Below are 26327 nucleotides of genomic sequence, written 5' to 3' on the forward strand. Positions count from 1 at the left end.
GGCGAGCCACCGCTCGCCGGAGCGCCCTTCCCCTCCTTCACCACCCCCGTCACCTCATCCGAACGTTCACCGCACACGTTCCGAAGGGCGGAAGATCAATGGCGATCAGCGTCTTCGACCTGTTCAAGATCGGCATAGGCCCGTCGAGCTCGCACACCGGCGGCCCGATGGCCGCCGCCCACAAGTTCGCCCGCGGCCTTCAGCGGGGCGGTCTGCTGGAGAAGACCGCGCGCGTCGAGGTCATCCTGTACGGCTCGCTCGGCCTGACCGGAAAGGGCCACGGCAGCGACAAGGCGGTCCTGCTCGGCCTGTCCGGCGAGAAGCCCGAGCTGGTGGACGTCGACACCGTCGACGATCGCCTCGCCCAGATGCGCGCCTCGGGCACCCTGAGGCTGTTCGGCGCCCAGGAGATCCCCTTCGTCGTCGGCGAGCACTGCGTGTTCGAACGCAAGATCTCGCTGCCCCACCACCCGAACGGCATGCGCTTCACCGCCTTCTCCCCCGAGGGCGAGACGCTGCGCGAGAAGATCTACTACTCGGTGGGCGGCGGGTTCGTCGTCGACGAGAACGCCACCGGCGCCGACCGCATCAAACCGGACGACACCGAGCTCCCCTACCCGTTCCTCACCGCGGCCGAGCTGCTGAAGCAGTGCGCCGAGAGCGGGCTGTCCATCTCCGGGCTGATGATGGAGAACGAGAAGGCGTTCGGCCGTACGGAGGCCGAGATCCGGGCGGGGCTGCTCAACCTGTGGCGGGTCATGTCCGAGTGCGTGCGGCGCGGCACCACCAAGGAGGGCGTGCTGCCGGGCGGCCTGAAGGTCAAGCGGCGGGCCAACCAGATGCTGCGGCGCCTCCAGAGCGAGAGCCCCGAGAAGGACCCGCTCCAGACCATGGACTGGGTCACGCTGTTCGCCCTCGCCGTCAACGAGGAGAACGCCGCCGGAGGCCGCATCGTCACCGCCCCGACCAACGGCGCCGCCGGAATCATCCCCGCCGTGCTGACGTACTACGACCGCTTCGTCCCGGGCGCCGAGGAGGACGGCGTGATCCGCTTCCTCCTCACCGCCGGGGCCATCGGCGTCCTGTTCAAGGAGAACGCCTCGATCTCCGGCGCCGAGGTCGGCTGCCAGGGCGAGGTCGGCTCGGCGTGCTCCATGGCCGCCGCCGGCCTGACCGAGGCCCTCGGCGGCACGCCCGAGCAGGTCGAGAACGCCGCCGAGATCGGCATCGAACACAACCTCGGCCTCACCTGCGACCCCATCGGCGGCCTGGTGCAGATTCCCTGCATCGAGCGCAACGCGGTCGCCTCCATCAAGGCCATCACCGCCACCCGAATCGCCATGCGCGGCGACGGCCGCCACTTCGTCAGCCTGGACAAAGCCATCAAGACCATGCGCGACACCGGCCGCGACATGCTCGACAAATACAAGGAAACCAGCCGCGGCGGCCTTGCCGTCAACGTCATCGAATGCTGACCTGTCCCCCCTCAAGAACCGGCTCAAGAAGATCGACGACAGACAGCCCAGTCTCACCCCCCACAAGCCGTAAGGCGACCTCCGCACGAGCCGCGAGATCCAATGGGGCCAACCTCTCCGTCTGATCGGCGTGCACGATCCGGTCCAGCCCCGCACCGACCAGCGGCGCCGCAGTACGGAGTGCCGCCTGGAGCGCGACTCCCTGCGTGGCGCCACCATGTAGGACGATGTTGCGGGTCCGGTACAGGCGGCGCAGTGTGATGCGGCAGGTGCCCATCACCTCGCCGAGCACGCGACGAGGATCCACCAGCAAGGCGACCATACGCCGCGCAGCGGGACCGTCGCTGTACCTGGTCCGCGCGCCCGAGAAGTCCAGGGCTGACGAACCTGACGCGAGCAGCGCTTCGGCGACACACCGACCGCGCTCCCGGTTCGTCGTGCAGACGGCGACGCGTTTCGCGAGATCGTCGGGCTCCTGCGGCTTGTGACGGTGGGCCAGAGCGGTCAACTCGGCCCTCGGCCACGAGCAGGCGATGATCGCGGCGAGACGATCGGCCGCGACGGCTTTGCCGGACCGCTCCCCCTCCTGGACATCGTGAGGGTGGCAGAGCAGGGATTCGACGGCCGCCCAGGCACCGGCCACCGCAGGACCGAGCGGCCCCTGATTGAGGGGAGCCGCTAGTTCGAGAGCTTCGTCAGTACGGCTGAGAGGCCCTTCAACCCGGTAGAGGTGCCTTTCACCGACGAGGCTCAAAACGTCGGCACCTCGTGCCGGCGGATGGAGAGGAATCGTGCTCTGGTGCCCCGCCACCCAGACATGCGGGAGCGGAGTGATCCTTCCCTGACTGGGACGGAGGAACGACGAACGTGCGACCATTCGTTCGACCATCTGCCGCGCCTGCTCCGCCGCTCGGTAGGGGTCCAGTGCGTGGAAGCAGTACAGGAAACCCCCACCGGACCGTACTCCCGAGGTGTCGTGGCCCTGCCTCTGCAACCACGCGATCACCTGGTCCTTCGGCAACCAGTTCGGCAGTGACGCGGCGAGTCGTCGCTGGGGTGTGTCCGCGAGGGCGACCAGCACATCGAAGGACTTCTGACCTGCACGCGCGAGGTCGGCCGCGCTTTCGGTGATGCCGGGCGGATCGACCGGACCCGTGGCCAGCCGTTTGGCCCATGCCAGGAGATGAGGGGCGCTGTATCCCAGATCCAGCAAGTGCGCTGCGACGGTACGGGAGAAACGTTCTGGGCCAGGCCGATCAGGCAGATGGACTGCGGCGGCCCAGCGCTCCAAGTAGCCGACTCGGGCATGTTCCAGGATCTCGCGCAATCTACGACGTGGCGAGCTGGACTCGGCCAGCGGCTTGGCGAGCAGGTCGGTGATCTCTCTCCGCAGTTCGCGTTCGCCCAGTCCGCGATCAGGGCCAATGATCACACGAAGCTCCGCACGTTGCCAGTCGCACGCAGCCGAAGAAAGAACTCCCCTCGCCTGCCAGGCCCCGGCTTCCCATAGCTCTTCCAACGCCAGTACCGATCCGACGTCCCAGAGCCTGCGCGCCCAGGGAGTATCCTCGCTCGCGAAGAAGTCGATCATACGGGCGAGCGCATAGCGCGCGTACGCCTCGCCAAGTTCGGGGGGTGACGATTGATGCACGCAGAGTACCGTAGCCCATCGTCACGGTCTGTGTGGTAACCTGTACTCACACCAAGGGACGCCCGCCACTCGTGGCCACCGTCCCTTTTTTCTTGCTCCACCACACCCACCAAGGGACGACCGCCACTCGTGGCCATCGTCCCTCTTTCATCGCCCACTCCCGGAGGGGTTCGCCTTGCCCGGTCGGGTTGCGGCGTTCCTCTGGGAGCCGGCAGTTGGCGTGAGGCCCCCCAGAGGAACGGCTTACGACGTGAATCGCGGAGCTCGGGCAGCCGACGACGCCGCGCCTGAGGCCGTGGAGCCAACTACGTCGGAGAACCGCGATGACCATGGTGCCGGCGCTGCTGACGACGGCGACCCGTTCTACATGAACGTGGTTCTCCAGGCTCCGCCGCGCGACTGGTGAGACAAGCGACCACCGGGGCTCCTGTCGCGGGACAGGAGCCCCGGGCGTCACCGATCGTCGGCAGGCCAGAACTGCAGGAGAAAGAACTCCGCCTCGTAGTCCTCGATGCCTAGCTCGTATTCCGCGATCTCGTCATCGGCCAGTCGCCGCACACGGACATGGGCTCTGACGTGCCAGACTTGATCGCTGGCGCCCAGGTCGATCGTTACAGGCGATGTCCCGCCTTCAATGTCGGTTATGTGGATCCGGCCCGAGGTCAACAGGACCTGATCGCTCACGTACTTGTCCCACGCCTCTGCCGGTGGCGGTGGCGGTGGCGGACTGCCGTTCCACGTCTCGAACCTGAAACCGGCGGTGTGCAGTCCGAGCGGGTCCTCACTCGCGGCGGTTTTGATGACCATGACGTTCGGGGTTGTCTCCAACCAGTCGCCGCCGAGCTCCCACGGCTGTTCACTGTCATCGGTGAGGCCATCCTGGTCGGCCAGAATGAAGTGGCCGTACAGAGGCTTGAACAGGTCCGTCACCGACGACATCAATTCAGCCACCGACACGCCCTTTCCGCTTATCCCTAGGGCATGCCCCAGCCGACGACGTGAGAGTTTCCTGACGTCCCAGATATCGTAGGGTCGATCTGCGTTGGCCACGGCCGGAACGGCGTCGGCGGCCGAGGTCGCTGCGGACAGCAGTTCCCCTGTCATGATCCTTCGATTTGGCCGGTGATCGAGTCTACGACCTTATTCAACTCCTCTACCAGCACTGACACTGCCCTGGAGGCGATGTCCACTAGGTCGTCGTACGGGCCACCCGGCGAATCCGGCAACCGGCCGGCCTCAACCGGCGACGGCCGCCACTTCGTCAGCCTGGACAAGGCCATCAAGACCATGCGCGACACCAGCCGCGACATGCTCGATAAATACAAGGAAACCAGCCGCGGCTGCCTCGCCGTCAACGTCATCGAATGCTGAGCCTCCGACCGTGGCCCGATCCCTGCGGACGGGAGCCGGTAAGGAGATTTCATTTGGTGGCTGAGGTAAGTGTCCCCACCCGTACCGCTTCGTCGTGGTAACTCCAGGTGAACCCACCCGAACCAAAGGCACAAACCCGCACCGGACAGATATCCGGAAAAGCCGAAACAGCAGGGCCAGGCGAGGCAGCGCCAAAGCTGCCGCTGGTCAACCCCCCGGACAGCCGTCACACCAGCTCATGGCGAGCCCGCCGCGACCGTCGCGCACGCCGTAGAGGCAGCCGCACAGGGGCGTTCAGCGACCTTGGCTGCGATGAATCTCCGGTCACAGCCAGGCCGATCCGCCCTCCCGCCATCGGCGGAGCACTTGATCGGGTGGGCTCACCTGGATCGACCACGACGGAGCGGCACGGGTGGGGACACTCACCGCAACCACAATTATTTCTGCTCCACCGCCCTAACTGGCATCTAGCGCTGGAGTTGCATGGCTAGCGGGACGAACTTGCGCTGATTTGTGGCCATATCAGGCCGCACCTACCGCGGGCAAATTCCAGTCCCCTGTGATCGCCGTACGGTATCCTTTACACACACCGAGGGATGACCGCCATTTGATCGATGACCATCGTCCCTTTTTTCTGTCTCCCCGGAGACGTCCGCATTTGCCTGGCCAGGCCGTGGCGGACCTTGGGGGCCCACGCAGCCAGCGGGGCTCCCCAAGGACGGGTTTACGAGTCGGATCGCGAACGACCTACAGTCGACGGGGTCAGATCTCGGCTTGCCTTATGCCGCGCAGGAATGCAGACCACTCGACAGGGGTGAAGGTCAGGGGTGGGTCGGTCGGGGTCTTGCTGTCTCTTACGCCGATGAGGCCAGGGATGTTTGAGGCCACCTCGACGCACTCGCCCGCGTCACCGCTGAAGCTGCTCTTACGCCACCGTGCATCCCGAAGGTCAGGAGCCAATTCGGTTCACCGCTTCCTCTATGAGTCGGAGTGACTGCTTGAACGGTACGGCTTCGGCCCTGATTGCGTCATACTTCCGGATCAAGTCGGCGATCAGGGCTCGGTCGTCGAACGTACGCCCGACGGGTTGGGCATCCGCGTACGCGGCGTAACAGGACCCGTTCCGTTCAGCGATGATGAACCCGCCCATGAGCCCACAGTGAGGCCGAGCAGCGTAGGGCACGAGCTGGATCGTCACCTGGGGATGTTGGGCGATCTCCAGCAGGTGGCTTAGCTGCTCACGCATGATCTCCGCACTGCCGATGTGGTCGCGGATCACATCCTCGTCGATGACCACATTGAGCGCGGGAGCCTGATCACGATGCAGGATCGCCTGCCGCTGCATCCGATTCGCGACTCGTTCCTCGACCTCCTCGTTAGAGATGCCGGGCCAGGTCGAGAGAATCTCCCGTGCGTATGCCTGAGTCTGCAGCAGCCCGGGAACGACCAAGGGCTGCCACGTCCGAAGGCTCGTGGCGTCCTCTTCTTCCTCCAGCCAGGGGCGGAGGTACTCGGGGGCCTTGTGCCAGGTTGTGGCCATGTACAGCCTGAGCATGGTGCCTTCCAGGGAGAAGGCCTTGTCGCAGAGCTCCGCGAACTGCTTCGACGGAGGACGCTTGGCTCTTTCGACCATGTTGATCATGGAGTCTGAGTAGCCGAGCCGCCTGGCAAGTTGCCGTTGGCTCATGTTGGCCGCCTCGCGGTAGCGGCGCAGCTCGAAGGCGAAGATGGCTCGTGGGGACTCGTGCGGGTCCATCTCTTTGCCGGGGGACAAAAGTGCACCTACCCATCCATGTGTGATCGTTTTAATGAGATCGCTTCGCGCACCTAACGGATTCGTTCACTGGAGCTGTGAGCACAGACTGCTTTCAATTCGCCACTGATCGTAGCCACGCTTTGGCACGCTTGCAGGGCGAAGTTCGAAAGTCTTCGGCGAATTCTTCGTCCGGGCGCAAAAGAAGGAAGGGCGGCGCAGGAGGGAGCGACCATCAATCGACAGAAGACGACTGTGGGAAAGTCGTAGAAACACGCCGGCCCTCGGCGGGGTTCCGCCGAGGGCCTTTGGCTATTTCGTTTTCGGCGCCCGCCGGCGCCGTTTTTGCGTCCGTGGAATTGGAGGTCCTAACAGAAAGATCAGCGAACGAGGCGTCGCCAGCAGATGATTGCCGCGGCTAGCTTCATGAACGCTTCGTGGATGTCGTCGCGGACCTCCCAGCGGATGCGCAGACGGCGGAACCAGTGCAGGAGCGCGATCGTCCTCTCAACCACCCATCGGTGGATGCCCAGACCCGAGCCGTGTGGGATGCCGCGTCGGGCGATGATGGGTTTGATGCCGGTGCGCCAGACCAGGCGGCGGTACTTGTCGTGGTCATAGCCGCGGTCGGCGTACAAGCGGTCCGGTCGCTTACGCGGCCGGCCGACGCGGCCGCGTACCGGCGGGATGGCCCTGATCAAGGGCATGAGCTGAGTGACGTCGTTGCGATTGCCGCCGGTCAAAGAGACCGCGAGGGGGATGCCTCCTCCCTCGGTGATGACGTGGTGTTTCGAGCCCGGCTTGGCACGGTCGACCGGGCTCGGACCGGTTTTGGGCCGCCCTTGAGCGCCCGGACGTGCGAGCTATCGATCACCGCCTTGGACCAGTCGAGCTGGCCGGCGGCATGCAACTCGGCGAGCAGCAACCGATGCAACCGGTCCCAGACACCGGCCGCGTGCCAGTCGCGCAGCCGCCGCCAGCAGGTCATCCCCGAGCCGAAGCCCAGTTCCTGCGGCAGGAACTCCCACGGGATCGCGGTGTAGAGCACGAACAAGATGCCCTGCAACGCCAGCCGGTCATCCAGCCGTTTACGGCCCGGATGGCGCCAGCGCCGCTCCACCTTCGGCAACAGCGGCTCGATCCGCTCCCACAGGCTGTCCGGCACGATCCACGGCAGTTGCTCGCCCTTCTTCACACGAAGATCAACGACTAGCAGCGCCAGGGGACACGGCTCTAGATCATTTTGTTAGGACCTCTTAGTCGGCGAAGGTCGTCGAGAGCCGTTGGCCTTCGCCACGAAAGTCATTCGTGGATGCGCCGCGGTACGCGGCCGGGTGCTCACCAACGTCCGGCGGTGGCCGGCACGTCCGCGGGGGCCGGTGCCGCGACGGCGCGGGTGCGCCACAGTTCCACGCCGAGCCAGAGCGCGCCGAGCGCGGTGAGTACGCCGTGGGCGATGCGGAGGGTGCCCGTGCCGAAGAACTGCGGGAGGAACAGGGCGAAGGCGGCGGCAAGCGGGACGGCGCTCCAGCGGGCCAGGACGCCCGAGCGCCAGACGGCGGCGGCGGCCATCACGACGCCCACGCCGAGGAGCACGAGTCCGGCGCCGAACATGGTGACCGCCACGGGCTGGAACCGGAACTCCTCGACCAGTGCCATCAACGACAGGTCGCCCTGCGCGACGACCCGCCGGGCGATCACGTACAGGCCGAAGTCCTCGGCGCCGTAGTACGGCAGGGTGAGGCCGGTGCCGATCATCGTCACCACGAGGGCGTGCAGGCTGCGGCGGTGGCCGAGCACGAGGTGGACGCCCAGCAGTCCCAGCGTGAGCAGGATGAAGCCGATCATGGCGAACAGGTGGGACGCGACCCAGGCCGAGGAGCCGATCGCCTCGGCCCCGGACATGGACGACTCATCCGAGTAGGGACGAACGACCGGATAAAGAAAGAACAGGACACCGGCCACCATGAGGGCGGCGGCTCCGAAGCGGACGCGGGGGGCGGCGGGGGTGGCGGTGTTCATGAGCGGTTCCCATCGAAACGGGGAGCAATCAAGTTCGACGCTCCTCTTCGAGAGCAATGCTCTCCCTTACGAACGCCGATGTCAATCGAGTTCCCCGCTCTAGAGACTTGCGGGCCGCCGTGCCTCGTGGTGGGGCGGGCTAGCATGTAGAGCCCGTTGTCCCCCCGAGGAGGTTCGCGGTGTTGTCGGGTGCGGCTTCCCGTGCGGCCAGGTCGTCGGCTGAGGTGGAGACCGGCACTCCGGCGGAGCCGTCGTCCGGGCGGGCACGCGGGGGGTTCGGTACCTTCGCCCGCGCGCACTGGGTGTTCCTGCTCGCGGTGATCGCCGGTGCGGCGCTGAGGCTGGTCGCCGTGCTCGGGTACCGGCCGGCGCTGTGGTTCTGGGCCGACTCGTTCGTGTACGTCAACGCGGCGCTCGACCCGCGGCCGCTGGAGTCACGGCCGTCCGGCTATTCGCTCTTCCTGTGGGCGCTCCGCCCGTTTCACGACTTCACCGCCGTCATCGTGGTCCAGCACCTGCTCGGCCTGGCCATGGCGGTCTGCGTGTACGCGCTGCTGCGCCGCCGGGCCAGGCTCCCCGGCTGGGGGGCGACGCTCGCCGCCGTCCCGGTGCTGTTCGACGTGCACATGGTGCAGCTCGAACATCTGGTGATGGCCGACCTGCTGTTCACGTTCCTGGTGACGGCGGCGGTGACCGTCCTGCTGTGGAGGCCGAGGCCGGCGGTCTGGACGGCCGCCGGCGCGGGCCTGCTGCTCATGGCCGCCACGCTCACCCGGACGGTGGGGCTGCCCGTCCTGGTCGTCGTGCTCGTGGCCATGGTGATCGCGCGCGCGGGGCCGCGGGCCGTCCTGGCGACCGCGCTGGCCGCCGCCGTGGGCATCGGCGGGTACGCCGTCTGGTTCCACGACACGCACGGGAGCTACGGTCTCGGCCAGAGCAACGTGTGGCTGTGGGCGCGCACGATGAGCTTCGCGGACTGCGCGAAGATCAGGCCGGCCGGCGAGGAGAAGATCCTCTGCCCGGCGGAGCCGGTGTCCGCGCGTCCGGCTCCCCCGGTCTACATCTGGGACGGCGGCTCGCCGCTCGCCAAGGTGAAGAAGGACGCCGACCGCGAGCGGCTCGCGGGGGCGTTCTCGAAGGACGCGATCCTGGCGCAGCCGTTCGATTTCCTGCTCACCGGTGTCCGGGACGCCTTGTGGAGCTTCGAATGGACACGCCGGATATATCCGACGCCCGGCCCGCAGAGCGCGTACGTCTTCCCCGACTCCGTGAAGCCGTTCACGGACAAGATCGCGTCCTCGGGCCGCACCGCGCCCCAGCTCACGACCGCCTACCAGGGCCACAGCGCGGACACCGTCGTGGCCGAGCCCTACGCCGGATGGCTGCGCGCCTACCAACAGCAGGGCTACGTCCGGGGACCGCTGCTGGCGCTGATCCTGCTGGCGGGCCTGGCCGGGGTGGTCGTCCGGTGGCGGCGGCTGGGCGGTCCGGTGCTGCTGCCCTGGGCGGTCGCGGTGTCGCTGCTCGTGCTCCCGCCGCTGATCGCCGCGTTCGACCACCGCTACGTCGTGCCGGTCCTGCCGGTGGCCTGCCTCGCTGCGGGCCTCGCCTTCGCCCGCCGCACGCCCGGCGAGGCGAGCCCGGCCACGTCCCCGCGGGCCCGGCACCGGCGGCGGGACGGCGTTGCCGAGCCGCGCGCGGAGCTGTGAGCGGGTACGCTGGGTCGCCCGCGGACAGCCGGGTGTCGGGGATCATGCGGAGGTGTGACAACCTCATAACATGACCTGGGCTCACCTAATCCGGCCTGCCTAGACTCCGGTCATGGACGAACGCCGGCGTTACGATCGCGCCACCGCCGATCTGGAGCCCCCGTTCACGATCCTGGACATGGACGCCCTGCGGGCGAACGCCGCCGCCATGGCCCGCCGGGCGGGCGGGAAGCCGATCCGCCTGGCGAGCAAGTCGATCCGCTGCCGGGCCGTCCTGCGGCGCGTCCTGGACATGGACGGCTACGCGGGCGTCATGGCCTTCACGCTGCCCGAGGCCCTGTGGCTGGCCGCGGAGGGGTTCACCGACATCCTGGTGGCCTACCCGACCGCCGACCGGAAGGCGCTGGCCGAACTGGCGGGCGACGCGCGAGCCGCCGCCGAGATCACGGTGATGATCGACCGCGTGGAGCACCTGGACTTCATCGACGCGGCGGTGGACAGCATCCACACGCGCCACGAAATCCGGATATGTCTGGACATCGATGCGGGGTTCCACGCACTCGGCGGCCGATTCCGGGCGGGCGTCCTGCGCTCACCGGTCAGAGAGCCCGGCCAGGCCGCCGACCTGGCCGCCGCGACCGCCAAGCGCCCGGGGTTCCGGCTGGCCGGCCTCATGGCGTACGAGGCGCAGATCGCAGGCGTCGGTGACCGCGTGCCCGGCCCGTACGGACGGGTGGTGCGGCTGATGCAGGCATGGTCCCAGCACGAGCTGACCGTCCGCAGGGGCCGCGTCGTCCGGGCCGTCCGGCAGATCGCCGACCTGGAGTTCGTCAACGGCGGCGGCACCGGCTCGCTGGAGAAGACGACCCGGGAGAAGGCCGTCACCGAGATCGCGGCGGGGTCGGGCCTGTACCACCCGCGGCTGTTCGACTTCTACCGCGGCTTCACCGGACGCCCGGCCGCGCTGTTCGCGCTTCCGGTGGTCCGCAGGCCCGCGCCGGACGTCGTCACCGTCCTCGGCGGCGGCTACCACGCCTCCGGCTCCCCCGGCGCGTCCCGCCTGCCGCAGCCGTACCTGCCGGCCGGGCTGCGCTACGACGCCAGGGAGGGCGCGGGCGAGGTGCAGACGCCGCTGCTCGGGCGGGCGGCCCGCGACCTGCGGATCGGCGACCGCGTGTGGTTCCGCCACGCCAAGGCGGGCGAGCTGTGCGAGCGCTTCGACGCGCTGCACCTGGTCGAGGGCGACCGCGTCGTCGAGACGGTGCCGACGTACCGGGGCGAGGGCCGCACGTTCCTGTGACCCGAACGGCCCGGGCCCACGGCAGAGGTGATCTCAGGTGGTCGCCGCCGCGTAGCGGTTGGACGGGCGGGGCAGGCCCAGGCGGGCGCGCAGGCCCGTCTCCTCGTACGCGCCGCGGAACACTCCCCGTGCCTGAAGGACCGGGACCAGGCCCCGGGTGATCGCCGTAAGGTCGCGGGGAAGCACGCCGGGCCGCAGGCGATAGCCGTCCAGGCCCGCGTCCCGCCAGTCCAGCAGCAGGTCCGCGAGCCGGTCAGGGGCGCCGGTGAAGATCAGGGCGTCCGAGTCCAGCGCGGCCCCGTCCAGGTCGTCCAGGCGCGCCTTCCGGTCGGCCGCGTCCTCGCCGAGGAAGGTCACCAGGTCGGCGAAGATCTTCAGCGGGGCCCCGGTGCGCCCCACGCGGTCCTCCGCCGCCCGCACCCGCGCGACGATGTCCGCGGCGCCGTCCCGGTCATACGGGGTCACGTACACGACGTCGGACGCCCGGGCGGCGAACTCGTAGGGCAGCGTGTCGTGGGCGAGCGAGGTGACCAGGGGCTGCCCCTGCGGGGAGCGCGGGGTGATCGACGGGCCCTTGACGCTGAACCACTCGCCCTGGAAGTCGATGTAGTGCAGCTTGTCCCGGTCGATGAACCGGCCGGTCGCGACGTCGCGGATCTCGGCGCCGTCCTCCCAGCTGTCCCACAGCCGGCGGACGACCTCGACCGCGTCCGCGGCCTCGCCGAACAGGTCGCGGACCACGCTGGACGCGGCGATGTCGCCGAGCTCCACGGGCGGGATCACGCGGCGCCCGAAGTTCCCGGCCTCGTCCACGCGGACGGACACCCGGGGCCGCCAGCCCGCGCGGCCTTGGCTGATGTGGTCGAGCGAGCCGATGCCGATCGCGACGTGGAACGGCTCGGTGTGGGTGGTGACGGTGGTCGGCACCAGGCCGATGTGCGAGGTCAGCGGCGCGACGTTCGCCGCGGTGAGCACGGCGTCGAGCCGCCCGCGCACCTGGTCCGAGCGGTCGTCCGCCTCCAGGAACCGAGAGGACTGGACGCTGAGGCCGTCCTCGAAGGTCACGAAGTCCAGCAGGCCGCGCTCGGCCTCCTGGACCAGGCCGGCCCAGTAGCGGGCGGTGAACAGCCGGTCCGGGGTCGCGTCCTCGGCCCGCCAGGCCGCCGGGTGCCATCCGGCGCCCTCCAGGGCGACCGCCAGGTGCAGTGTCATGCCGTCTCCTTAGAGGTACGAGGGGCCAGGCCGAGGTGGTCGCGCAGGGTCGGCCCGGAGTAGTCGGCGCGGAAGACGCCCTTCTCCTGCAGCAGGGGGACCACCTTGTCCACCAGGTCGTCCAGGCCGGTGGGCGTGAGGTGCGGGACGAAGATGAACCCGTCGGCGGCGTCGGTCTGCACGAACGTGTCGATCTCGTCGGCGACGGCCTGGGGGGTGCCGATGAAGGTCTGCGGGGCGGCCAGCTCGATCACGAGCTCGCGGATGGACAGGTTCTTCTCCTCGGCCAGGGCCCGCCACTTCGCCACGACCTCGCCCCGGTCGCGGCGGAACTGCGCGCGTCCCTTGGACACGCCCTCGTCCAGGTCCGGATCGATGTCGGGCAGCGGGCCGTCGGGGTCGTAACCGGACAGGTCGCGGCCCCAGTAGCCCTCGATGAAGGAGATCGCGGTCTGCGGGCTCACCTGCGCCCGCCGGATCTCGGCGGCCCGCTCGTGCGCCTCGGCGTCGGTGTCGCCGAGCACGTACGTCACCGCCGGGAGGATCTTCAGGTCCTCGTGGCGCCGGCCGTACGCGGCGAGCCTGCGCTTGACGTCGCTGTAGAACACCCGGCCCTCCTCCAGCTTGCTGTGCCTGCTGAAGATCACGTCGGCGGCGGAGGCGGCGAACTCGCGGCCCTCGTCGGAGTCCCCCGCCTGGATGATCACCGGGTGGCCCTGCGGGGGGCGCGGGGTGTTGAACCGGCCGGAGATGTCGAAATGCCGCCCTTGGTGCAGGAACGGGGTGATACCGCCCTCGCGGACGAACGCGCCGGAGGCGGCGTCGGCGGCCACCGCGTCGGCCGCCCAGGTGTCCCACAGCTCGCGGGCGGTCTCCAGGAACTCGGCGGCCCGGGTGTACCGGTCGGCCTCGGCCAGGAAGCCGCCGCGGCGGAAGTTCTCCCCGGTGAAGGCGTCGAAGCTGGTCACGACGTTCCACGCGGCCCGCCCGCCGCTCAGGTGGTCCAGCGAGGCCAGCCGCCGCGCCACCTCGTACGGCTCGTTGAACGTGGAGTTGACCGTCGCGGCGAGCCCGAGGTGGGTGGTGACGGCGGCCAGGGCCGACAGGACGGTGAGCGACTCGGGGCGGCCCACGACGTCCAGGTCGTGGATCTTGCCCTTCATCTCGCGCAGCCGCAGCCCCTCGGCGAGGAAGAAGAAGTCGAACCTGCCGCGCTCGGCCGTCCTGGCGAGGTGCCGGAAGGAGTCGAAGTCGATCTGGCTGGCCGAGCGCGGGTCGGACCAGACGGTGGTGTTGTTGACGCCGGGGAAGTGCGCGGCGAGGTGGATCTGCTTGGTTCCAGGGTCGGTCACGAGGTCCTCCTGGTCGGGGGTCCGGTGGAGATGCGGTCCGGGGGGTCCGGGCACGGTCTGGACGGGTCCGGGCACGGTCTGGACGGGTCCGGGCACGGTCCGGGCGGGTCTGGGCGCCCGCCGCCTGGGCTAGCCGACCCAGGCGTCGTTGAGCTGCTGAAGCCGGGAGTCGGCGCCGAGCGTGATGCCGTGGGCCTTGGACGACAGCGCCAAGATCGTGGTGAGCTCGAAGACGGGGATCGAGTGGGCCCGCTCGACGATCAGCTTCTGCGCCTGCTGGATGTGGCCGGCGCGCTTGGCGGGGTCCGCCGTCGCCTGCTGTCCGAGCAGCGCGTCCTCCAGCTCGGCGTCGTCGATGCGGTAGTAGTTGGTGCCCGCTGTGGAGTAGTTGGTGCGCAGGACGTCGCCGTCGGCGCGGCTGAGGTTGCCCCAGGCCAGGTCGAACGTGCCCTTGGCGTAGACCTGGAGCAGTTCGGGCACGGTGTAGGTCTGGAGCTCCAGCTTGACTCCGACCTTGGTGAGCTGCTGCTGGATCAGTTCCAGCGCCGACTGGTTGGGGCCGAAGTTCGAGAGCCAGGTGGTGACGAGGCTGAGCTTCTCGCCGTCCTTCTCGCGGACGCCGTCGGCGCCGGGCGTCCATCCGGCCTCGTCGAGCAGCTTCTTGGCGGCCTCGGGGTCGTAGGCGAGCGCGCCGCTCAGGTCCGTCCAGTCCGGGGTCGTCCTGGCCAGGATGCTGGTCGCGACGGCGAAGTCCGGGGTGAGGACGGTGTCGCGCACCTCCTGGGCGTTGATCGCCTTGGCCAGCGCCTGGCGGACCCGGACGTCCTTGAGCTTGGGCCTGGACTCGTTGGACGTCAGGCTGAAGACGTTGCCGGGGTTCGGGCGCACCACCAGGGTGTAGCCGCCGCCGCGCAGCACCTGGACGTTCTGCGGCGGGACGGTGCCGATGGCGGCGATCTGCCCCGACTGCAGCGCGCCGGTCCGCACCCCGGCCTCTGGGATGATCTTGAAGGCCACGGAGTCCAGATAGGCATCGCCCTGGTGCTTGCGGTCGGCCGGCGCCCAGGAGTATCCGGTGCGCTTCTTCAGCACGACCTCGGAGTTCTTGGTGTAGTGGTCGAGGGTGAACGGGCCCGTGCCCACCAGGTTGGCCGTGTCCCGCTCCTCGACCGGCTTGGCCAGGGTGGACGGCCCGAGCAGGCCGAGCGCGGCGGTGGAGCCGGCCTGCAGGAACGCGGCGTTCGGCGTGGTGAACTCGACCTTCGCCGTCAGCTTGTCCACGACCTCGGTGGCCTTGTAGCCGGTGAAATAGATGATCGACGAGGGGGCCTTGGCGCCCGCCTTGACGATGTCGTCGAAGTTGTCCTTCACGGACTGCGCGGTGAGCGGGGTGCCGTCCGAGAAGGTGACACCGTCGCGCAGCGTGAACGTGAACGTCTTGGCGTCCGCGCTCGCCTCCCACTTGGTGGCCAGCCAGGGAATCAGCTTGCCGGTGGCGGGATCCTGTTCGGTCAGGGAGTCGACGAGCTGCCGCGAGACGTACAGGGCGTCGTTGCCGGCGCCCGCGCCGCGCGGGTTGATGCTGATCGGGTCGGTGCTCAGGCCGAAGGTGAGGGTACCTCCCGAGCGCGGGGCGCCGCCGCCCGCCGTGCTCGTCTCCGCCGTGCCGGCCTGCCCGCAGGCGGCCAGCGCCAGCGGAGCGGCGGCCAGCCACGCCACAGGCGCGAGCACTCGCCCGCACCGCGCCGGACGATATGAATTCTTCATCGACATGCTCCTGAAGTGGGTGTTTCGCCGTTGTTCATCGGCGGTGGCCGGGGATCGCGTCCAGCAGTTCCCGCGTGTAGTCCTGCCGGGGACGTGTGAAGACGTCGTCCGCGTCGCCCTGCTCGATCAGGCGTCCGCCGCGCATGACGCCGACCTGGTGCGCGACCTGCCGCACCACCGCGAGGTCGTGGGAGATGAAGAGGTAGCTGACGCCCAGGTCCGTCTGAAGGCCGACCAGCAGGTCGAGGATCTGCGCCTGGATCGACACGTCCAGCGCGGACACCGGCTCGTCACAGACGACCAGCTCGGGGTTGACCGCCAGCGCCCGCGCGATGGCCACCCGCTGGCGCTGCCCGCCGGACAGCTCGGCGGGACGGCGGCGCAGCACAGCGGCGGGCAGGGCGACGACGTCGAGCAGCTCGGCCGCGCGCCGCCGCCGCTGCCGGCGGGTGCCGAGGCCGAACGACACCAGCGGATCCTCAATGATCCGCTCGACGCTCAGCCGCGGGTTGAGCGACGCGTACGGGTTCTGGTAGACGACCTGGACCCGCCGCCGCAGCGCGCGCAGACGTCCGCCGCGCAGCCGGGTGATGTCCTCGCCGTCGAAGACGATGCGCCCCTCGTCGGGGTCGGCCAGCCGCAGCAGCAGGCGGGCCGTCGTCGACTTGCCCGAGCCGGACTCGCCGACGAGCCCGTACGTCCGGCCGCGGCGGATGGCGAGGCCGACGTCGTCCACGACCCGCGTCCTCCCGCCGCCGAGCGGCAGCGGGTACTCCTTGACCAGGCCGTGGGCCGACATCAGCACGTCGTCCTCGCCGGAGGCGGGAACCGGGGAGGCGGGAACCGGGGACCCGGCCGGGACGCGCTCGGCGAACGGGTCGCCGGTCACGCCCGTCGTCCGGGCCCGTCCGGACCCGCCCCGCGCGGCGCGCACGGCCAGCAGCGTCGGGCGCGCGGTGGCGAGGCTCGGCGCCGCGGCGAGCAGGGCTCGCGTGTAGGGCTCGCGAGGATCGGTGAGGATCCGTTCGGGCACGCCCTCCTCCACGACCCGCCCCTCGCGCATCACCACGACGCGGTCGGCCCGGTCGGCGGCGATGCCGAGGTCGTGGGTGACGAGCAGCACGCCCATGCCCGTCTCGCGGGACAGGTGCTCGATGTGGTCGAGGATGTGCCGCTGCACGGTCACGTCCAGGGCGCTGGTCGGCTCGTCCGCGATCATCAGGCGCGGGCGCGCGGCGACGGCGATGGCGATCAGCACCCGCTGGCGCATGCCGCCGGACAGCTCGTGCGGATACTGCCGGGCCCTGGCCTCCGGGTCGGGAAGGCCCGCGCGGCGCAGCGCCTCGACCGCCTCGACCGCGGCGTCGCGCCTGTTCGCCAGGCCGTGGACGATCAGGACCTCGGCGACCTGGCTGCCGATCGGCTTGACGGGGTTGAGGGACACGGTCGGGTCCTGGGGGACCAGCCCGATGTCGCGGCCGCGCACGGCGCGCATGCGGCGCTCCCCCAGCCGGAGAAGGTCGGTCCCGCCGAACAGGATCTCCCCGCCGCCGATCACGGCGTTGGACGCCTGAAGGCCGGCGACGGCGTGCGCGGTCGTCGACTTGCCGCACCCGGACTCGCCCACGAGCGCGACCGTCTCGCCCTGCCCGACGGTGAGGCTCACCGAGCGGACCGCGTGCACCGATCCCCCGGCGACTCCCCCGGCGACGCGGTAGCCGACCGACAGATCGCGGATCCGCAGGAGCGGCTCGCTCCCGTTCGCGGCGTCGGCTCCGGTCATCGGCGGTGCCTCCATTCCCCGTCCAGCACCCGGGAGATCCGGTTCGCGGCCAGGACGGTCGCCGCGATGGTCAGGCCGGGCATCGTCGTCATCCACCAGGCGACGGCGAGGTAGTCACGGCCGCTCGCGATCAGCGAGCCCCACTCCGGCGTCGGAGGCCGGGCGCCGTAGCCGAGGAAGCTCAGCGCCGAGACCGACAGGATGGACGTGCCGAACTCCAGCGCGGCCAGGACGAGCACCGGGCCGGAGGAGTTCGGCAGCACGTGCCGGACCAGCACCCGGGTCCAGCGCGCGCCCCCGGCGTGCGCGGCCTCGACGTAGAGGCTGTGCCGCACCCGGAGCACCTCCGAGCGCATGACGCGGGCGCAGCTCGCCACGCTCGCCACCCCCACGGCGACCGCCACGTTGACGGTGCCGAACCCGAGCGCGGTGACCAGCGCCAGCGACAGCAGCAGGCCGGGGATGGCCAGCAGCACGTCGACCACGCGCATGATCACGTCGTCGGCCCACCCGCGCAGGAAGCCGCTCAGCAGGCCGAGCACGGACCCGGCCACCAGGCCGACGAGCACCGCGATCAGGGTCGCCTGGAGCGACAGCCCGGCGCCGTGCACCACGCGCGCGTACAGGTCGCGGCCGAGCTCGTCGGTGCCGAGCGGGTGCGCCGCGGACGGGGCGGCCAGCTTGTCGGCCGGGGTCGCGGCCAGCGGGTCGGCGGAGGTGAGCAGTCCGGGAGCGAAGGCGGCGAGCAGCACGAGCGCGACCCAGCAGGCCGCGGCCACGAGGCCGGGACGCCTGACGAGGAAGGCCAGGACCTCGCGCACCCTGCCGCGGCCCGGCGCGGCGGCGGCCGTGGCCGGCCGGTCCCCGGCGCCCGCCTCGGCGCTCGGCGGGAAGACACTGGTCAGATCGGTCATGGACGCCCCCTCATGACGCCGTCGCGGACGGGCGGGCGATGCGCGGGTCCAGCAGGGGATAGACGAGGTCGACGGCGAGGTTGACCAGGACGAACACCAGCGCGGCGAACACCACCAGGCCCTGGACGACCGGAATGTCCTGCGTGGTCACGGCCAGCGCGGTCACACGCCCGAGGCCGGTCCGGGAGAAGACGGTCTCGGTGACCACCGCGCCGGCCAGCAGGTTGCCGACGACCAGGCCGGCCACCGTCAGCGCGGGCAGGGCCGCATTGCGGACCGCGTGGCGCAAGTGGATGCGCGGCCGGCCCGCCCCCTTGGCTCTGGCCGTCTCGATGTACGGCTCGCGCAGGGTGGCGCTCATGCTCTTGGCCAGGAGCTGCGCGATGGTCGCGGCCGAGGGCAGGGCGAGGGTGACGGCGGGGAGGACGACGCTGGCGAAGCCCTCGTTGCCGACCACCGGGAACAGCCCGAGCTTGAACGAGAACACCTGGAGCAGGAGCAGCCCGAACCAGAACGACGGGATCGCCACGCCGAGGGGCGGCAGGCTCAGCAGCGTCTGCCGCAGCCATCCCCACGACACGTAGGTGGCCGGCAGCGCCAGGCCCGCCCCGAACACGACGGCCAGCAGCAGGCCCAGCCCCGCGATCTGCGCGGTCGCGGGCAGCGCGTCGGCGATCATGGTCTGCACCGGCTGGTGGCTCTGCACGGACCTACCGAAATCACCGCGTACCACCTGCCCGAGCCGGACGAAGTACTGCACTGTCACCGGCCGGTCCAGCCCGTACTCGTGCCGCAGCGCGTCAAGCTGCTCGGGGGTGATGTCACGTCCCGCCTCAGTGCCGGCCAGGACGGACACCGGGTCGCCGGGCAGCATGTAGAGGATCACGAAGGAGACCGTGTACGCCGCCCAGAGCACGAAGAGCGCCTGCGCCACTCTGCGCGCGAAGAACTTCACTCGTCCCCCTCAGAGGATGCGACGCGTGGGCGGAAATTCCCACTTATCCTACCGGGAGGATAGGAAAAGACCACGGCGCGGTCAAGGGATCGAATGAAGGCATACGTCAGAGCCGCCGTCGCCCCGGCGGGGCGACGGCGGCTCTACGCCCGGAAAGGGCGGGAAAGGGCTAGGGCTGGGCCAGGGAGGGGGCCGGTCAGGCGCGGCGGCGGCGCCACATCGCGATGGCGGCGCCGACGATCACCACGGCGCCCACGCCGATCAGCACGGGGGCGAGGCTCCGCGCCGGAGTGTCGTCCTGCCAGGCGTCCTCACCGTAGGCACCGGAGGTCCGCGCGGGGCCCAGCCCGACCACGTCGCGGGCCGTCGCGATCAACTGCTCGGCGTTGGACCTGACCTTGGCCACGCCGCGCTCGGCGACGCGCTTGGGGCTGACCCGCTCCACGATGGCGTCCACGGTGACAGCCAGCTCCGCCCGGGTGCGCTCGATCTGTCGTTCGAGCGCCTCGGGATCGGTGTCCGCCATGACGATCCCCTTCTCTACGTCCCGGACGAGCCGCGCGCGACGCCGGCTCGCCACCGTGCCGGGCGGACGGTCCGCCGCGGCGTTCGAACGCTCAGTCTGTCAGGTCCGGCGTTCCCCCGGCACTGGGGGCGTGCCGGTAGGTTGTTCCCGTGACACAGACGAGACTCGAGCCCGGCGACGCCGCACCAGACTTCATCCTGCCCGACGCCGAGGGCGCCGACATCGGCCTGAAGTCGTTCCGCGGCAAGCGGGTCATCCTCTACTTCTACCCCGCCGCGATGACGCCCGGGTGCACGAAGCAGGCGTGCGACTTCCGTGACAGCCTGGACGGGCTGACCGCGGCCGGTTTCGTCGTACTCGGCGTGTCCAAGGATTCCCCGCAGAAGCTGGCGAAGTTCACCGAGCGCGACGCGCTGACGTTCCCGCTGCTGTCCGACCCCGACCTGGCCGTCCACCAGGCGTACGGCGCGTACGGTGAGAAGACGATGTACGGGAAGACGACGGTCGGGGTGCTGCGCTCGACGTTCGTCATCGACGCCGAGGGGAAGATCGAGAAGGCGCTCTACAATGTGAAGGCGACGGGCCATGTCGCGCGCCTGCGGAAAGAGCTCGGCGTCGGTTAATGAGTACGGCCGCCGCCCCGCGCTCAACTATTATGGCGCAAGCCCTAAAGTCCGGGGTCGTAGCCCAATGGCAGAGGCACAGGTTTTAGGTACCTGCCAGTGTGGGTTCGAATCCCACCGACCCCACTCTCCGGCCGGGCCCGAACGCAGGAGAGCCGCCTCCACCTGAGTGGAGGCGGCCCGGCCGTGTCAGCCCGCTGGGCATGGGGCGTCTGGCGTCGGTAGGGTGAAATGCTCAGGGTCCTCCGGGTCGCGTGACTCATCCCCCCTGCCACGCGACCCGTCGTCTTTGTTCCCCGGCATCGCAATCTCCCTTTACTCACCCGAAGGTGGCTCCCACAGACAACTATCCACTAAGCCCCGTAAGCACGATGTAAGCCTGTTTGTCCCGTACGACCAGGGTCGTAGGACCAGATCCATCTCCAGATGGAAAGCAGGTGAACAGCGCGAACATAGGGTTGGTGGCGTGTTCGGAAGACTGCGCGCGCTGGGAGCCCGCGACATCAGGCTGGCGGACGCCGTCCTCCTCGTCCCGCTGTACCTCCTGATCGTGGTGTCGGCCCTGCCCTACGAGGGCGGCTCGGGCTTGGACGGCAGCTGGCGGCTCGACGTCCCCGCCTATTTCGCCTTGTCCTGCCTGCTCGTCATCCCGCTGTTCTGGCGCCGCCACCACCCCGTGCACACCTTCGCCGCCACCGCCCTCGTCAGCTTCGGGCAATGGCTCCTGCACATCGATCCGGTTTCCGCAAACTTCGCCGTGCTCGTGGCGATGTACGGCGTGGCGTCCAGGTGCGCCCTGCGCTGGGCGATCCCCGCCGGGCTCGTCGCCGAGCTCGGCGTCGGCCTCGTCGTGGTGCGCTCGAGCGTCCTCCAGCTTCCCGGCCTCATCACCGGTTCGATGCTCGTGGTCGCCACCTGGGTCGGCGGCATCTACGCCAGCACCCGCCGCCGCTACCTGGAGAGCCTGGAGGAACGGGCCGCGCGCGCCGAGCACGAGCGCGACCAGCAGGCCCGCATCGCCACCGCCGCCGAGCGGGCGCGCATCGCCCGCGAACTGCACGACGTCGTGGCGCACAACGTCAGCGTGATGATCGTCCAGGCGGACGGCGCGAGCTACACCCTCGACACCGACCCCGAGAAGGCGCGCCACGCCGTCCAGACCATCTCCAGCACCGGACGCCAGGCCCTCGCCGAGATGCGCCGCCTCGTCGGCGTGCTCCGGCAGGACGACGCCCAGGTCGAGGAGTACGCGCCCCAGCCGGGCGTCGCCGAGCTGGACGAGCTGGTGGCGCAGGTCAGGCGGTCGGGGTTACCCGTCGAGTTCACGGTCAGGGGCACCTGCCGCGACCTGCCCGAAGGAGAGCAGCTCGTGATCTACCGCATCGTCCAGGAAGCCCTCACCAACGCCCTCAAACACGGCGGACCGGGCGCCCGCGCCACCGTCGACATGGAGTACGGTGCCGGGGAGGTCCTCCTGCGGGTGACCGACGACGGGCGAGGCGCGGCGGCGCCCCCGAGCGCCGACGGGCACGGGCTGATCGGCATGCGCGAGCGCGTCGCGATGTACGACGGCAGCGTCCGCGCCTCGCCGCGTCCCGGAGGCGGGTTCCAGGTCGCCGTGCGGCTGCCCGTGAGCAGGGCCGCGTGAGCCCGGCCGCGCGGGGGGAGCATGGGCGGGGCAGCGTGAGACTTCCGGAGGGTGGGGCGGCGTGAACATCAAGGTGGTGCTGGTCGACGACCAGGCGCTGGTCCGCGCCGGGTTCCGCATGGTCCTGGACGCGCAGCCGGACATCGACGTCGTCGGAGAGGCCGCCGACGGGGCCGCGGCGGTGGAGCTGCTCGGCTCGGTGGCGGCCGACGTCGTCCTCATGGACGTGCGCATGCCCGGCGTGGACGGCGTCGAGGCCACGCGGCTCATCACGGCCCGGCCGGGCGCGCCGAAGGTGCTCATCCTGACGACGTTCGACCTGGACGAGTACGCCTTCGCCGCGCTCAAGGCCGGCGCCTCGGGGTTCCTGCTCAAGGACGTTCCCCCGTCCGACCTGATCAGCGCGATCCGCTCCGTGCACGCCGGCGACGCCGTGGTGGCGCCCAGCACGACCCGGCGGCTGCTGGAGCGCTTCACCGCCCACCTGCCCGGCCGCACGGCCCCCGAGCCCGAGGCCCTGGGCAAGCTCACCGCCCGCGAGCGGGAGGTCCTGATCATGGTCGGGCGCGGCATGTCCAACTCCGAGATCGCCGACCACCTCTCCCTGGCCGAGGCCACCGTCAAGACCCACCTCGGCCGCATCCTCACCAAACTCGGCGTCCGTGACCGCGCCCAAGCCGTCGTCTACACCTACGAGACGGGGCTGATCACACCTTTCGGATCCCATCAGCCGAAAGGTTGAGGCGGCCCTACCTCACTGGTCGCATCGGCCTCGGAGCCCCCCTCCAGGGGCGTATCCGAAGTCCGTTCCCAAGGGTCATGTAAGGCGGCCTTCGCGGCCATAGCGTTGATCTCGCGGGCGATCACCGCAGATCACCGGCTTAACCGCTTGAAGGAGCACGATGTGACCATCACCGGACAGGATGCCGTCCGCCGGGCCGCCCCCGCTGCCGTCGTCGCCAGGGGCGTGACGAAGGTCTACGGCCAGGGCGACGCCGCCGTGCACGCGCTGCGCGGCGTGGACGTCGGGTTCGCGACCGGCGCGTTCACCGCGATCATGGGTCCGTCGGGCTCCGGCAAGTCGACGCTGATGCACTGCCTGGCCGGGCTCGACACCGTGACCGCGGGCGAGGTGCGCGTCGGCGACGTCGACATCACGAAGCTGAACGACAAGCAGCTCACGTTGCTGCGCCGCGAGCGGGTGGGGTTCATCTTCCAGGCGTTCAACCTGCTGCCGACGCTGACCGCCGAGCAGAACATCCGCCTGCCGCTGGACATCGCGGGCCGCCAGGCCGACCAGGACCTGTTCGACGTGGTCATCCGCACCGTCGGGCTCGCCGACCGGCTGAAGCACAGGCCGAGCGAGCTGTCGGGCGGCCAGCAGCAGCGCGTCGCGGTGGCGCGAGCGCTGATCAGCAAGCCGGACGTCATCTTCGCCGACGAGCCGACCGGGAACCTGGACTCACGCAGCGGCGCCGAGGTGCTGTCGTTCCTGCGGACGTCCGTGCGCGAGCTGGGCCAGACCATCGTCATGGTGACCCACGACCCCGTCGCCGCGTCCTACGCCGACCGCGTGGTGTTCCTCCGGGACGGCGTGCTGGTGACCGAGCTGACGCACCCCTCGCCGCAGAGCGTGCTGGACACGCTGATGAAGCTGGAGGGCTGAGGTGCTGAAGACCACGCTGGCGGGGCTGCTGGCGCACAAGCTGCGGCTCCTGCTCACCTCCCTGGCCATCACCCTCGGCGTGGGGTTCATCGCGGGCACGTTCGTGCTGACCGACACCATCCAGGCGAGCTTCACCCAGAAGATCGCCGCGTCCGCCGACAAAGTGGACGTCGCGGTGCTGCCATCCCCCTCGGGCAGGGACGCGCCGGCCCCGCTCACCGCCGCGGACCTGGACAAGGTTCGCAAGGCGACCGGGGTGGCCGAGGCGCAGGGCATCGTCCAGGGGGACGCGCCGCTGATCGGCAAGGACGGAAAGGCCGTCGGCGACCTCCCGACGGCGGGCGTCTCCATCGTCACCGGCAGGCTCGGCCGCACGGAGGTCACCTCCGGCGCCGCGCCGGCCGCCGCGGACCAGGCCGTCCTCGACAAGGACACGGCCAAGACCCGGGGCTTCGCGATCGGGGACACCGTCCAGGTGCTGGACCACGCCGGGAAGCGGCACGCCTTCCGCGTGGTCGGCCTGTTCGACGCGGGCGTCGACCAGCGGATCGCCTACACGGGCGCCGTCGGGTTCACCACGGCGACCGCGCAGGCGATGACGGGCCAGAAGGGCTTCCGCGAGATCGACGTGGCCGCCACGCCCGGCGTCACGCCGCAGGCCCTGAAGACGGCGGTCACGTCGGCGCTCGGCGGCGCGGACCACAAGATCCAGACCGGGGACGAGCTCGCCGACGAGCTGGCCAAGGCGAACGGCGCCGACATGCAGTTCATCACCCTGGGCCTGCTGATGTTCGGGGTCGTCGCGATGCTCGTAGCGGCGCTGGTCATCTACAACACGTTCAACATCCTGGTCGCCCAGCGCACCCGCGAGATGGCGCTGCTGCGCTGCATCGGCGCCACGCGCAGGCAGGTCTTCGGCTCGGTCCTGCTGGAGTCCGCGGTGGTCGGGGTCATCGCCTCGCTGCTCGGCCTGGCGGTCGGGTACGGCCTCGGCTGGGGGGCGATCGCCGTGGCCGGCGCGATGGGGCAGGACCTGCCTGCGGCCGCCGTCTCTCTCGCGCCCCGCACGATCGCGGTCGCGCTGGCCATCGGCGTGGTCGTCACCGTCGGCGCGGCGCTGCTGCCCGCCCGTACGGCCACCAGGGTCGCCCCCATCGCGGCGCTGCGCACCCAGACCGGCGAGCAGACGTTCAGGGCCGGTGTCCTGCGGATGGTCTTCGCCGCGCTCTTCCTGCTCGCCGGCGTGGGCACCACGGCCGCCGGGGTCATGGCCCCTCCGGGACCGTCGGCGCTGTTCACCGTCATGGCGGGCGGCGTGCTCACGTTCTGCGCGGTGCTGATCCTCGGCCCGGTCATCGTCCGGCCGCTGAGCGCGTTCGCGGGCTGGCTGCCCGCCAAGCTGTCCGGCGTGCCCGGCAGGCTCGCCGTGGACAACTCGCGGCGCAACCCCAAGCGGTCCGCCACCACGACGGTCGCGCTGACGATCGGCGTCACGCTCATGACGCTGATCTCGGTCATCACCGCCACCACCCGCGCGACGGTCACGGCCCAGCTCGACGCGCAGTTCCCCGTCGACTACACGGTCATGTCCCAGGGCTCGTTCGAGCGCTCCGACGGCCCGGCGGGCGTGCCGAGGGAACTCGCCGCCGGCCTGCGCGCCCGGCCTGAGCTGGCGTCCGTGGTGCAGATCCGCCAGGGTGAGGCGCGCGTGGGCCGCACCCCCTACCGGGTCGGCACGTACGACGGTCCGTACAAGGTGGTGACCCAGAAGGGGTCCATCGAGGGGTTCACCGGAAGGACCGCCATCGTCGGGACCGCCGTCGCCAAGGAGCTCGGCGCGCAGCCGGGCGGCACGCTCGCGCTCTCCATCCCGAAGTCGGGGACCGTGAAGGTCAAGGTCATCGCGATCTTCGACGACTCGGCGCAGCTGCCCGAAATCACCGTGCCGCCGGCCACCTTCGAGAAGTGGTTCGGCCACGTCAACGACGACCAGGTGCTCGTCAACGCCAAGGACGGCGTCGCCGCCGGGGTGGCCAGGAAGGCCGTCGAGGACGCGACCCAGGCCTACCCGGCCGCGAAGGTCGTCAGCTCGACCGAGATCAGGGGCCAGTTCGACGACGTGCTGAACACGATGCTGATGGTCATCACCGGCCTGCTCGGCCTGGCGATCCTCATCTCGCTGCTCGGCATCGCCAACACGCTGAGCCTGTCGGTGCACGAGCGGACGCGGGAGTCCGCGCTACTGCGCGCCCTCGGCCTGACCCGGCCGCAGCTGCGGCGCATGCTGTCGCTGGAGGCGTTGATCCTCGGGCTGATCGGGGCGATCGTCGGGGTCGTCCTCGGCGTGGCGTTCGGCTGGGCCGCCACGCAGACGCTGGTGAAGGACGTGCTCTTCCGGCTACCGGTCACGCAGGTGCTGCTCTTCATCGCACTCTCCGGAGTCGCCGGCGTCCTCGCGGCGCTGCTGCCCGGACGCAGGGCGGCCCGTGCGTCCATCGTCGGCTCCCTGGCGAGCGACTGACACACGACGCCCGCCGCGGACGGGATCGGGACGGATCGTCGCCGATGACGCGCATGTCGTCACGAGCGGTGCCGTCATC

Annotated in this window: 21 protein-coding genes, 1 tRNA gene and 1 pseudogene; 10 read left to right on the top strand and 13 right to left on the bottom strand. The window is 70.2% G+C overall.

Annotation, left to right across the window (positions count from 1 at the left end; all coding sequences use genetic code 11):
- The first annotated feature begins 98 nt into the window (after window positions 1–98).
- Window positions 99–1475, top strand: a complete 1377-nt coding sequence (locus AB0M95_RS05725; protein WP_363759995.1) for an L-serine ammonia-lyase — start codon at window positions 99–101, stop codon at window positions 1473–1475.
- On the opposite strand, the gene AB0M95_RS05730 is transcribed toward AB0M95_RS05725, so the two are convergent.
- Complete coding sequence (locus tag AB0M95_RS05730) at window positions 1462–3126, bottom strand: integrase (protein ID WP_363759997.1); 1665 nt, start codon at window positions 3124–3126, stop codon at window positions 1462–1464. The two genes, AB0M95_RS05725 and AB0M95_RS05730, sit on opposite strands and share 14 nt — an antisense overlap.
- A gap of 453 nt (window positions 3127–3579) precedes the next feature.
- A complete protein-coding gene (locus AB0M95_RS05735) occupies window positions 3580–4230 on the bottom strand; it encodes a hypothetical protein (protein ID WP_363760000.1) in 651 nt (216 codons plus the stop codon).
- A 138-nt stretch (window positions 4231–4368) separates the two neighbouring features.
- Here AB0M95_RS05735 and AB0M95_RS05740 point away from each other — a divergent pair.
- A pseudogene (locus AB0M95_RS05740) lies at window positions 4369–4497 on the top strand (L-serine ammonia-lyase, iron-sulfur-dependent, subunit alpha); the annotation flags it as partial.
- Window positions 4498–5259: 762 nt separating this feature from the next.
- On the opposite strand, the gene AB0M95_RS05745 reads toward AB0M95_RS05740, so the two are convergent.
- The 4 genes from AB0M95_RS05745 to AB0M95_RS05760 form a co-directional block, all read right to left on the bottom strand.
- Window positions 5260–5457 (bottom strand): DUF397 domain-containing protein, encoded by a 198-nt coding sequence (locus AB0M95_RS05745; protein ID WP_363760003.1) that lies wholly within the window; start codon window positions 5455–5457, stop codon window positions 5260–5262.
- Window positions 5447–6253 carry a helix-turn-helix transcriptional regulator gene (locus tag AB0M95_RS05750; protein WP_363760006.1) on the bottom strand — a complete coding sequence of 269 codons (807 nt, stop codon included), beginning with the start codon at window positions 6251–6253 and terminating at the stop codon, window positions 5447–5449. The genes AB0M95_RS05745 and AB0M95_RS05750 overlap by 11 nt, the downstream gene beginning before the upstream one ends.
- A gap of 377 nt (window positions 6254–6630) precedes the next feature.
- Window positions 6631–7445 (bottom strand): IS5 family transposase gene (locus AB0M95_RS05755; protein ID WP_363760009.1). Its coding sequence is split into 2 segments (ribosomal slippage): window positions 6631–7082 and window positions 7082–7445, totalling 816 coding nucleotides; the frame shifts between segments, so codons are not numbered across the junction.
- 143 nt (window positions 7446–7588) lie between these two features.
- Entirely contained in the window at window positions 7589–8272 is a 684-nt protein-coding gene (locus tag AB0M95_RS05760; RefSeq protein ID WP_363760012.1) for a hypothetical protein, read from the bottom strand.
- A gap of 179 nt (window positions 8273–8451) precedes the next feature.
- On the opposite strand from AB0M95_RS05760, the gene AB0M95_RS05765 reads away from it, so the two are divergent.
- Both AB0M95_RS05765 and AB0M95_RS05770 read left to right on the top strand, forming a co-directional pair.
- The gene (locus AB0M95_RS05765; RefSeq protein WP_363760015.1) at window positions 8452–9981 is read left to right on the top strand and encodes a hypothetical protein; all 1530 of its coding nucleotides are present in this window, start codon (window positions 8452–8454) and stop codon (window positions 9979–9981) included.
- Between the two features lie 112 nt (window positions 9982–10093).
- On the top strand, window positions 10094–11281 hold the full coding sequence (locus AB0M95_RS05770) for an amino acid deaminase/aldolase (protein WP_363760018.1): 1188 nt from the start codon (window positions 10094–10096) through the stop codon (window positions 11279–11281).
- Between the two features lie 33 nt (window positions 11282–11314).
- On the opposite strand, the gene AB0M95_RS05775 is transcribed toward AB0M95_RS05770, so the two are convergent.
- From AB0M95_RS05775 to AB0M95_RS05805, 7 genes are all read right to left on the bottom strand, one after another.
- The gene (locus tag AB0M95_RS05775) at window positions 11315–12493 is read right to left on the bottom strand and encodes an LLM class flavin-dependent oxidoreductase (RefSeq protein WP_363760021.1); all 1179 of its coding nucleotides are present in this window, start codon (window positions 12491–12493) and stop codon (window positions 11315–11317) included.
- Window positions 12490–13845, bottom strand: a complete 1356-nt coding sequence (locus AB0M95_RS05780) for an NtaA/DmoA family FMN-dependent monooxygenase (RefSeq protein WP_363760024.1) — start codon at window positions 13843–13845, stop codon at window positions 12490–12492. The genes AB0M95_RS05775 and AB0M95_RS05780 overlap by 4 nt, the downstream gene beginning before the upstream one ends.
- 129 nt (window positions 13846–13974) lie before the next feature.
- Window positions 13975–15576, bottom strand: a complete 1602-nt coding sequence (locus AB0M95_RS05785) for an ABC transporter substrate-binding protein (RefSeq protein WP_363760026.1) — start codon at window positions 15574–15576, stop codon at window positions 13975–13977.
- Window positions 15577–15646: 70 nt separating this feature from the next.
- The gene (locus AB0M95_RS05790) at window positions 15647–17395 is read right to left on the bottom strand and encodes an ABC transporter ATP-binding protein (protein WP_363760029.1); all 1749 of its coding nucleotides are present in this window, start codon (window positions 17393–17395) and stop codon (window positions 15647–15649) included.
- Window positions 17392–18309 (bottom strand): ABC transporter permease, encoded by a 918-nt coding sequence (locus AB0M95_RS05795; protein WP_363760031.1) that lies wholly within the window; start codon window positions 18307–18309, stop codon window positions 17392–17394. Before AB0M95_RS05795 ends, AB0M95_RS05790 begins: the two co-directional genes overlap by 4 nt.
- 10 nt (window positions 18310–18319) lie before the next feature.
- Window positions 18320–19264, bottom strand: coding sequence for an ABC transporter permease (locus AB0M95_RS05800; protein WP_363760034.1), 945 nt, complete (start codon window positions 19262–19264; stop codon window positions 18320–18322).
- A gap of 196 nt (window positions 19265–19460) precedes the next feature.
- The gene (locus tag AB0M95_RS05805; protein WP_358515680.1) at window positions 19461–19790 is read right to left on the bottom strand and encodes a DUF3618 domain-containing protein; all 330 of its coding nucleotides are present in this window, start codon (window positions 19788–19790) and stop codon (window positions 19461–19463) included.
- A 149-nt stretch (window positions 19791–19939) separates the two neighbouring features.
- On the opposite strand from AB0M95_RS05805, the gene bcp reads away from it, so the two are divergent.
- The 6 genes from bcp to AB0M95_RS05835 all read left to right on the top strand — a co-directional run bounded on the left by bcp (window position 19940) and on the right by AB0M95_RS05835 (window position 26248).
- Window positions 19940–20413, top strand: coding sequence for a thioredoxin-dependent thiol peroxidase (gene bcp / locus AB0M95_RS05810; RefSeq protein ID WP_358515683.1), 474 nt, complete (start codon window positions 19940–19942; stop codon window positions 20411–20413).
- Window positions 20414–20466: 53 nt separating this feature from the next.
- A tRNA-Leu gene (locus AB0M95_RS05815) sits at window positions 20467–20539 on the top strand.
- A gap of 340 nt (window positions 20540–20879) precedes the next feature.
- Window positions 20880–22061: a sensor histidine kinase gene (locus tag AB0M95_RS05820; RefSeq protein WP_363760037.1), complete on the top strand. Its 1182-nt coding sequence runs from the start codon at window positions 20880–20882 to the stop codon at window positions 22059–22061.
- A 61-nt stretch (window positions 22062–22122) separates the two neighbouring features.
- Window positions 22123–22803 (top strand): response regulator transcription factor, encoded by a 681-nt coding sequence (locus AB0M95_RS05825; RefSeq protein ID WP_363760040.1) that lies wholly within the window; start codon window positions 22123–22125, stop codon window positions 22801–22803.
- 162 nt (window positions 22804–22965) lie between these two features.
- Window positions 22966–23727 carry an ABC transporter ATP-binding protein gene (locus tag AB0M95_RS05830; protein WP_363760043.1) on the top strand — a complete coding sequence of 254 codons (762 nt, stop codon included), beginning with the start codon at window positions 22966–22968 and terminating at the stop codon, window positions 23725–23727.
- 1 nt (window position 23728) lies between these two features.
- A complete protein-coding gene (locus AB0M95_RS05835; RefSeq protein WP_363760046.1) occupies window positions 23729–26248 on the top strand; it encodes an FtsX-like permease family protein in 2520 nt (839 codons plus the stop codon).
- Window positions 26249–26327 lie beyond the last annotated feature (79 nt).

This window comes from Sphaerisporangium sp. NPDC051017 (genome assembly GCF_040683095.1).
Taxonomy (GTDB): domain Bacteria; phylum Actinomycetota; class Actinomycetes; order Streptosporangiales; family Streptosporangiaceae; genus Sphaerisporangium.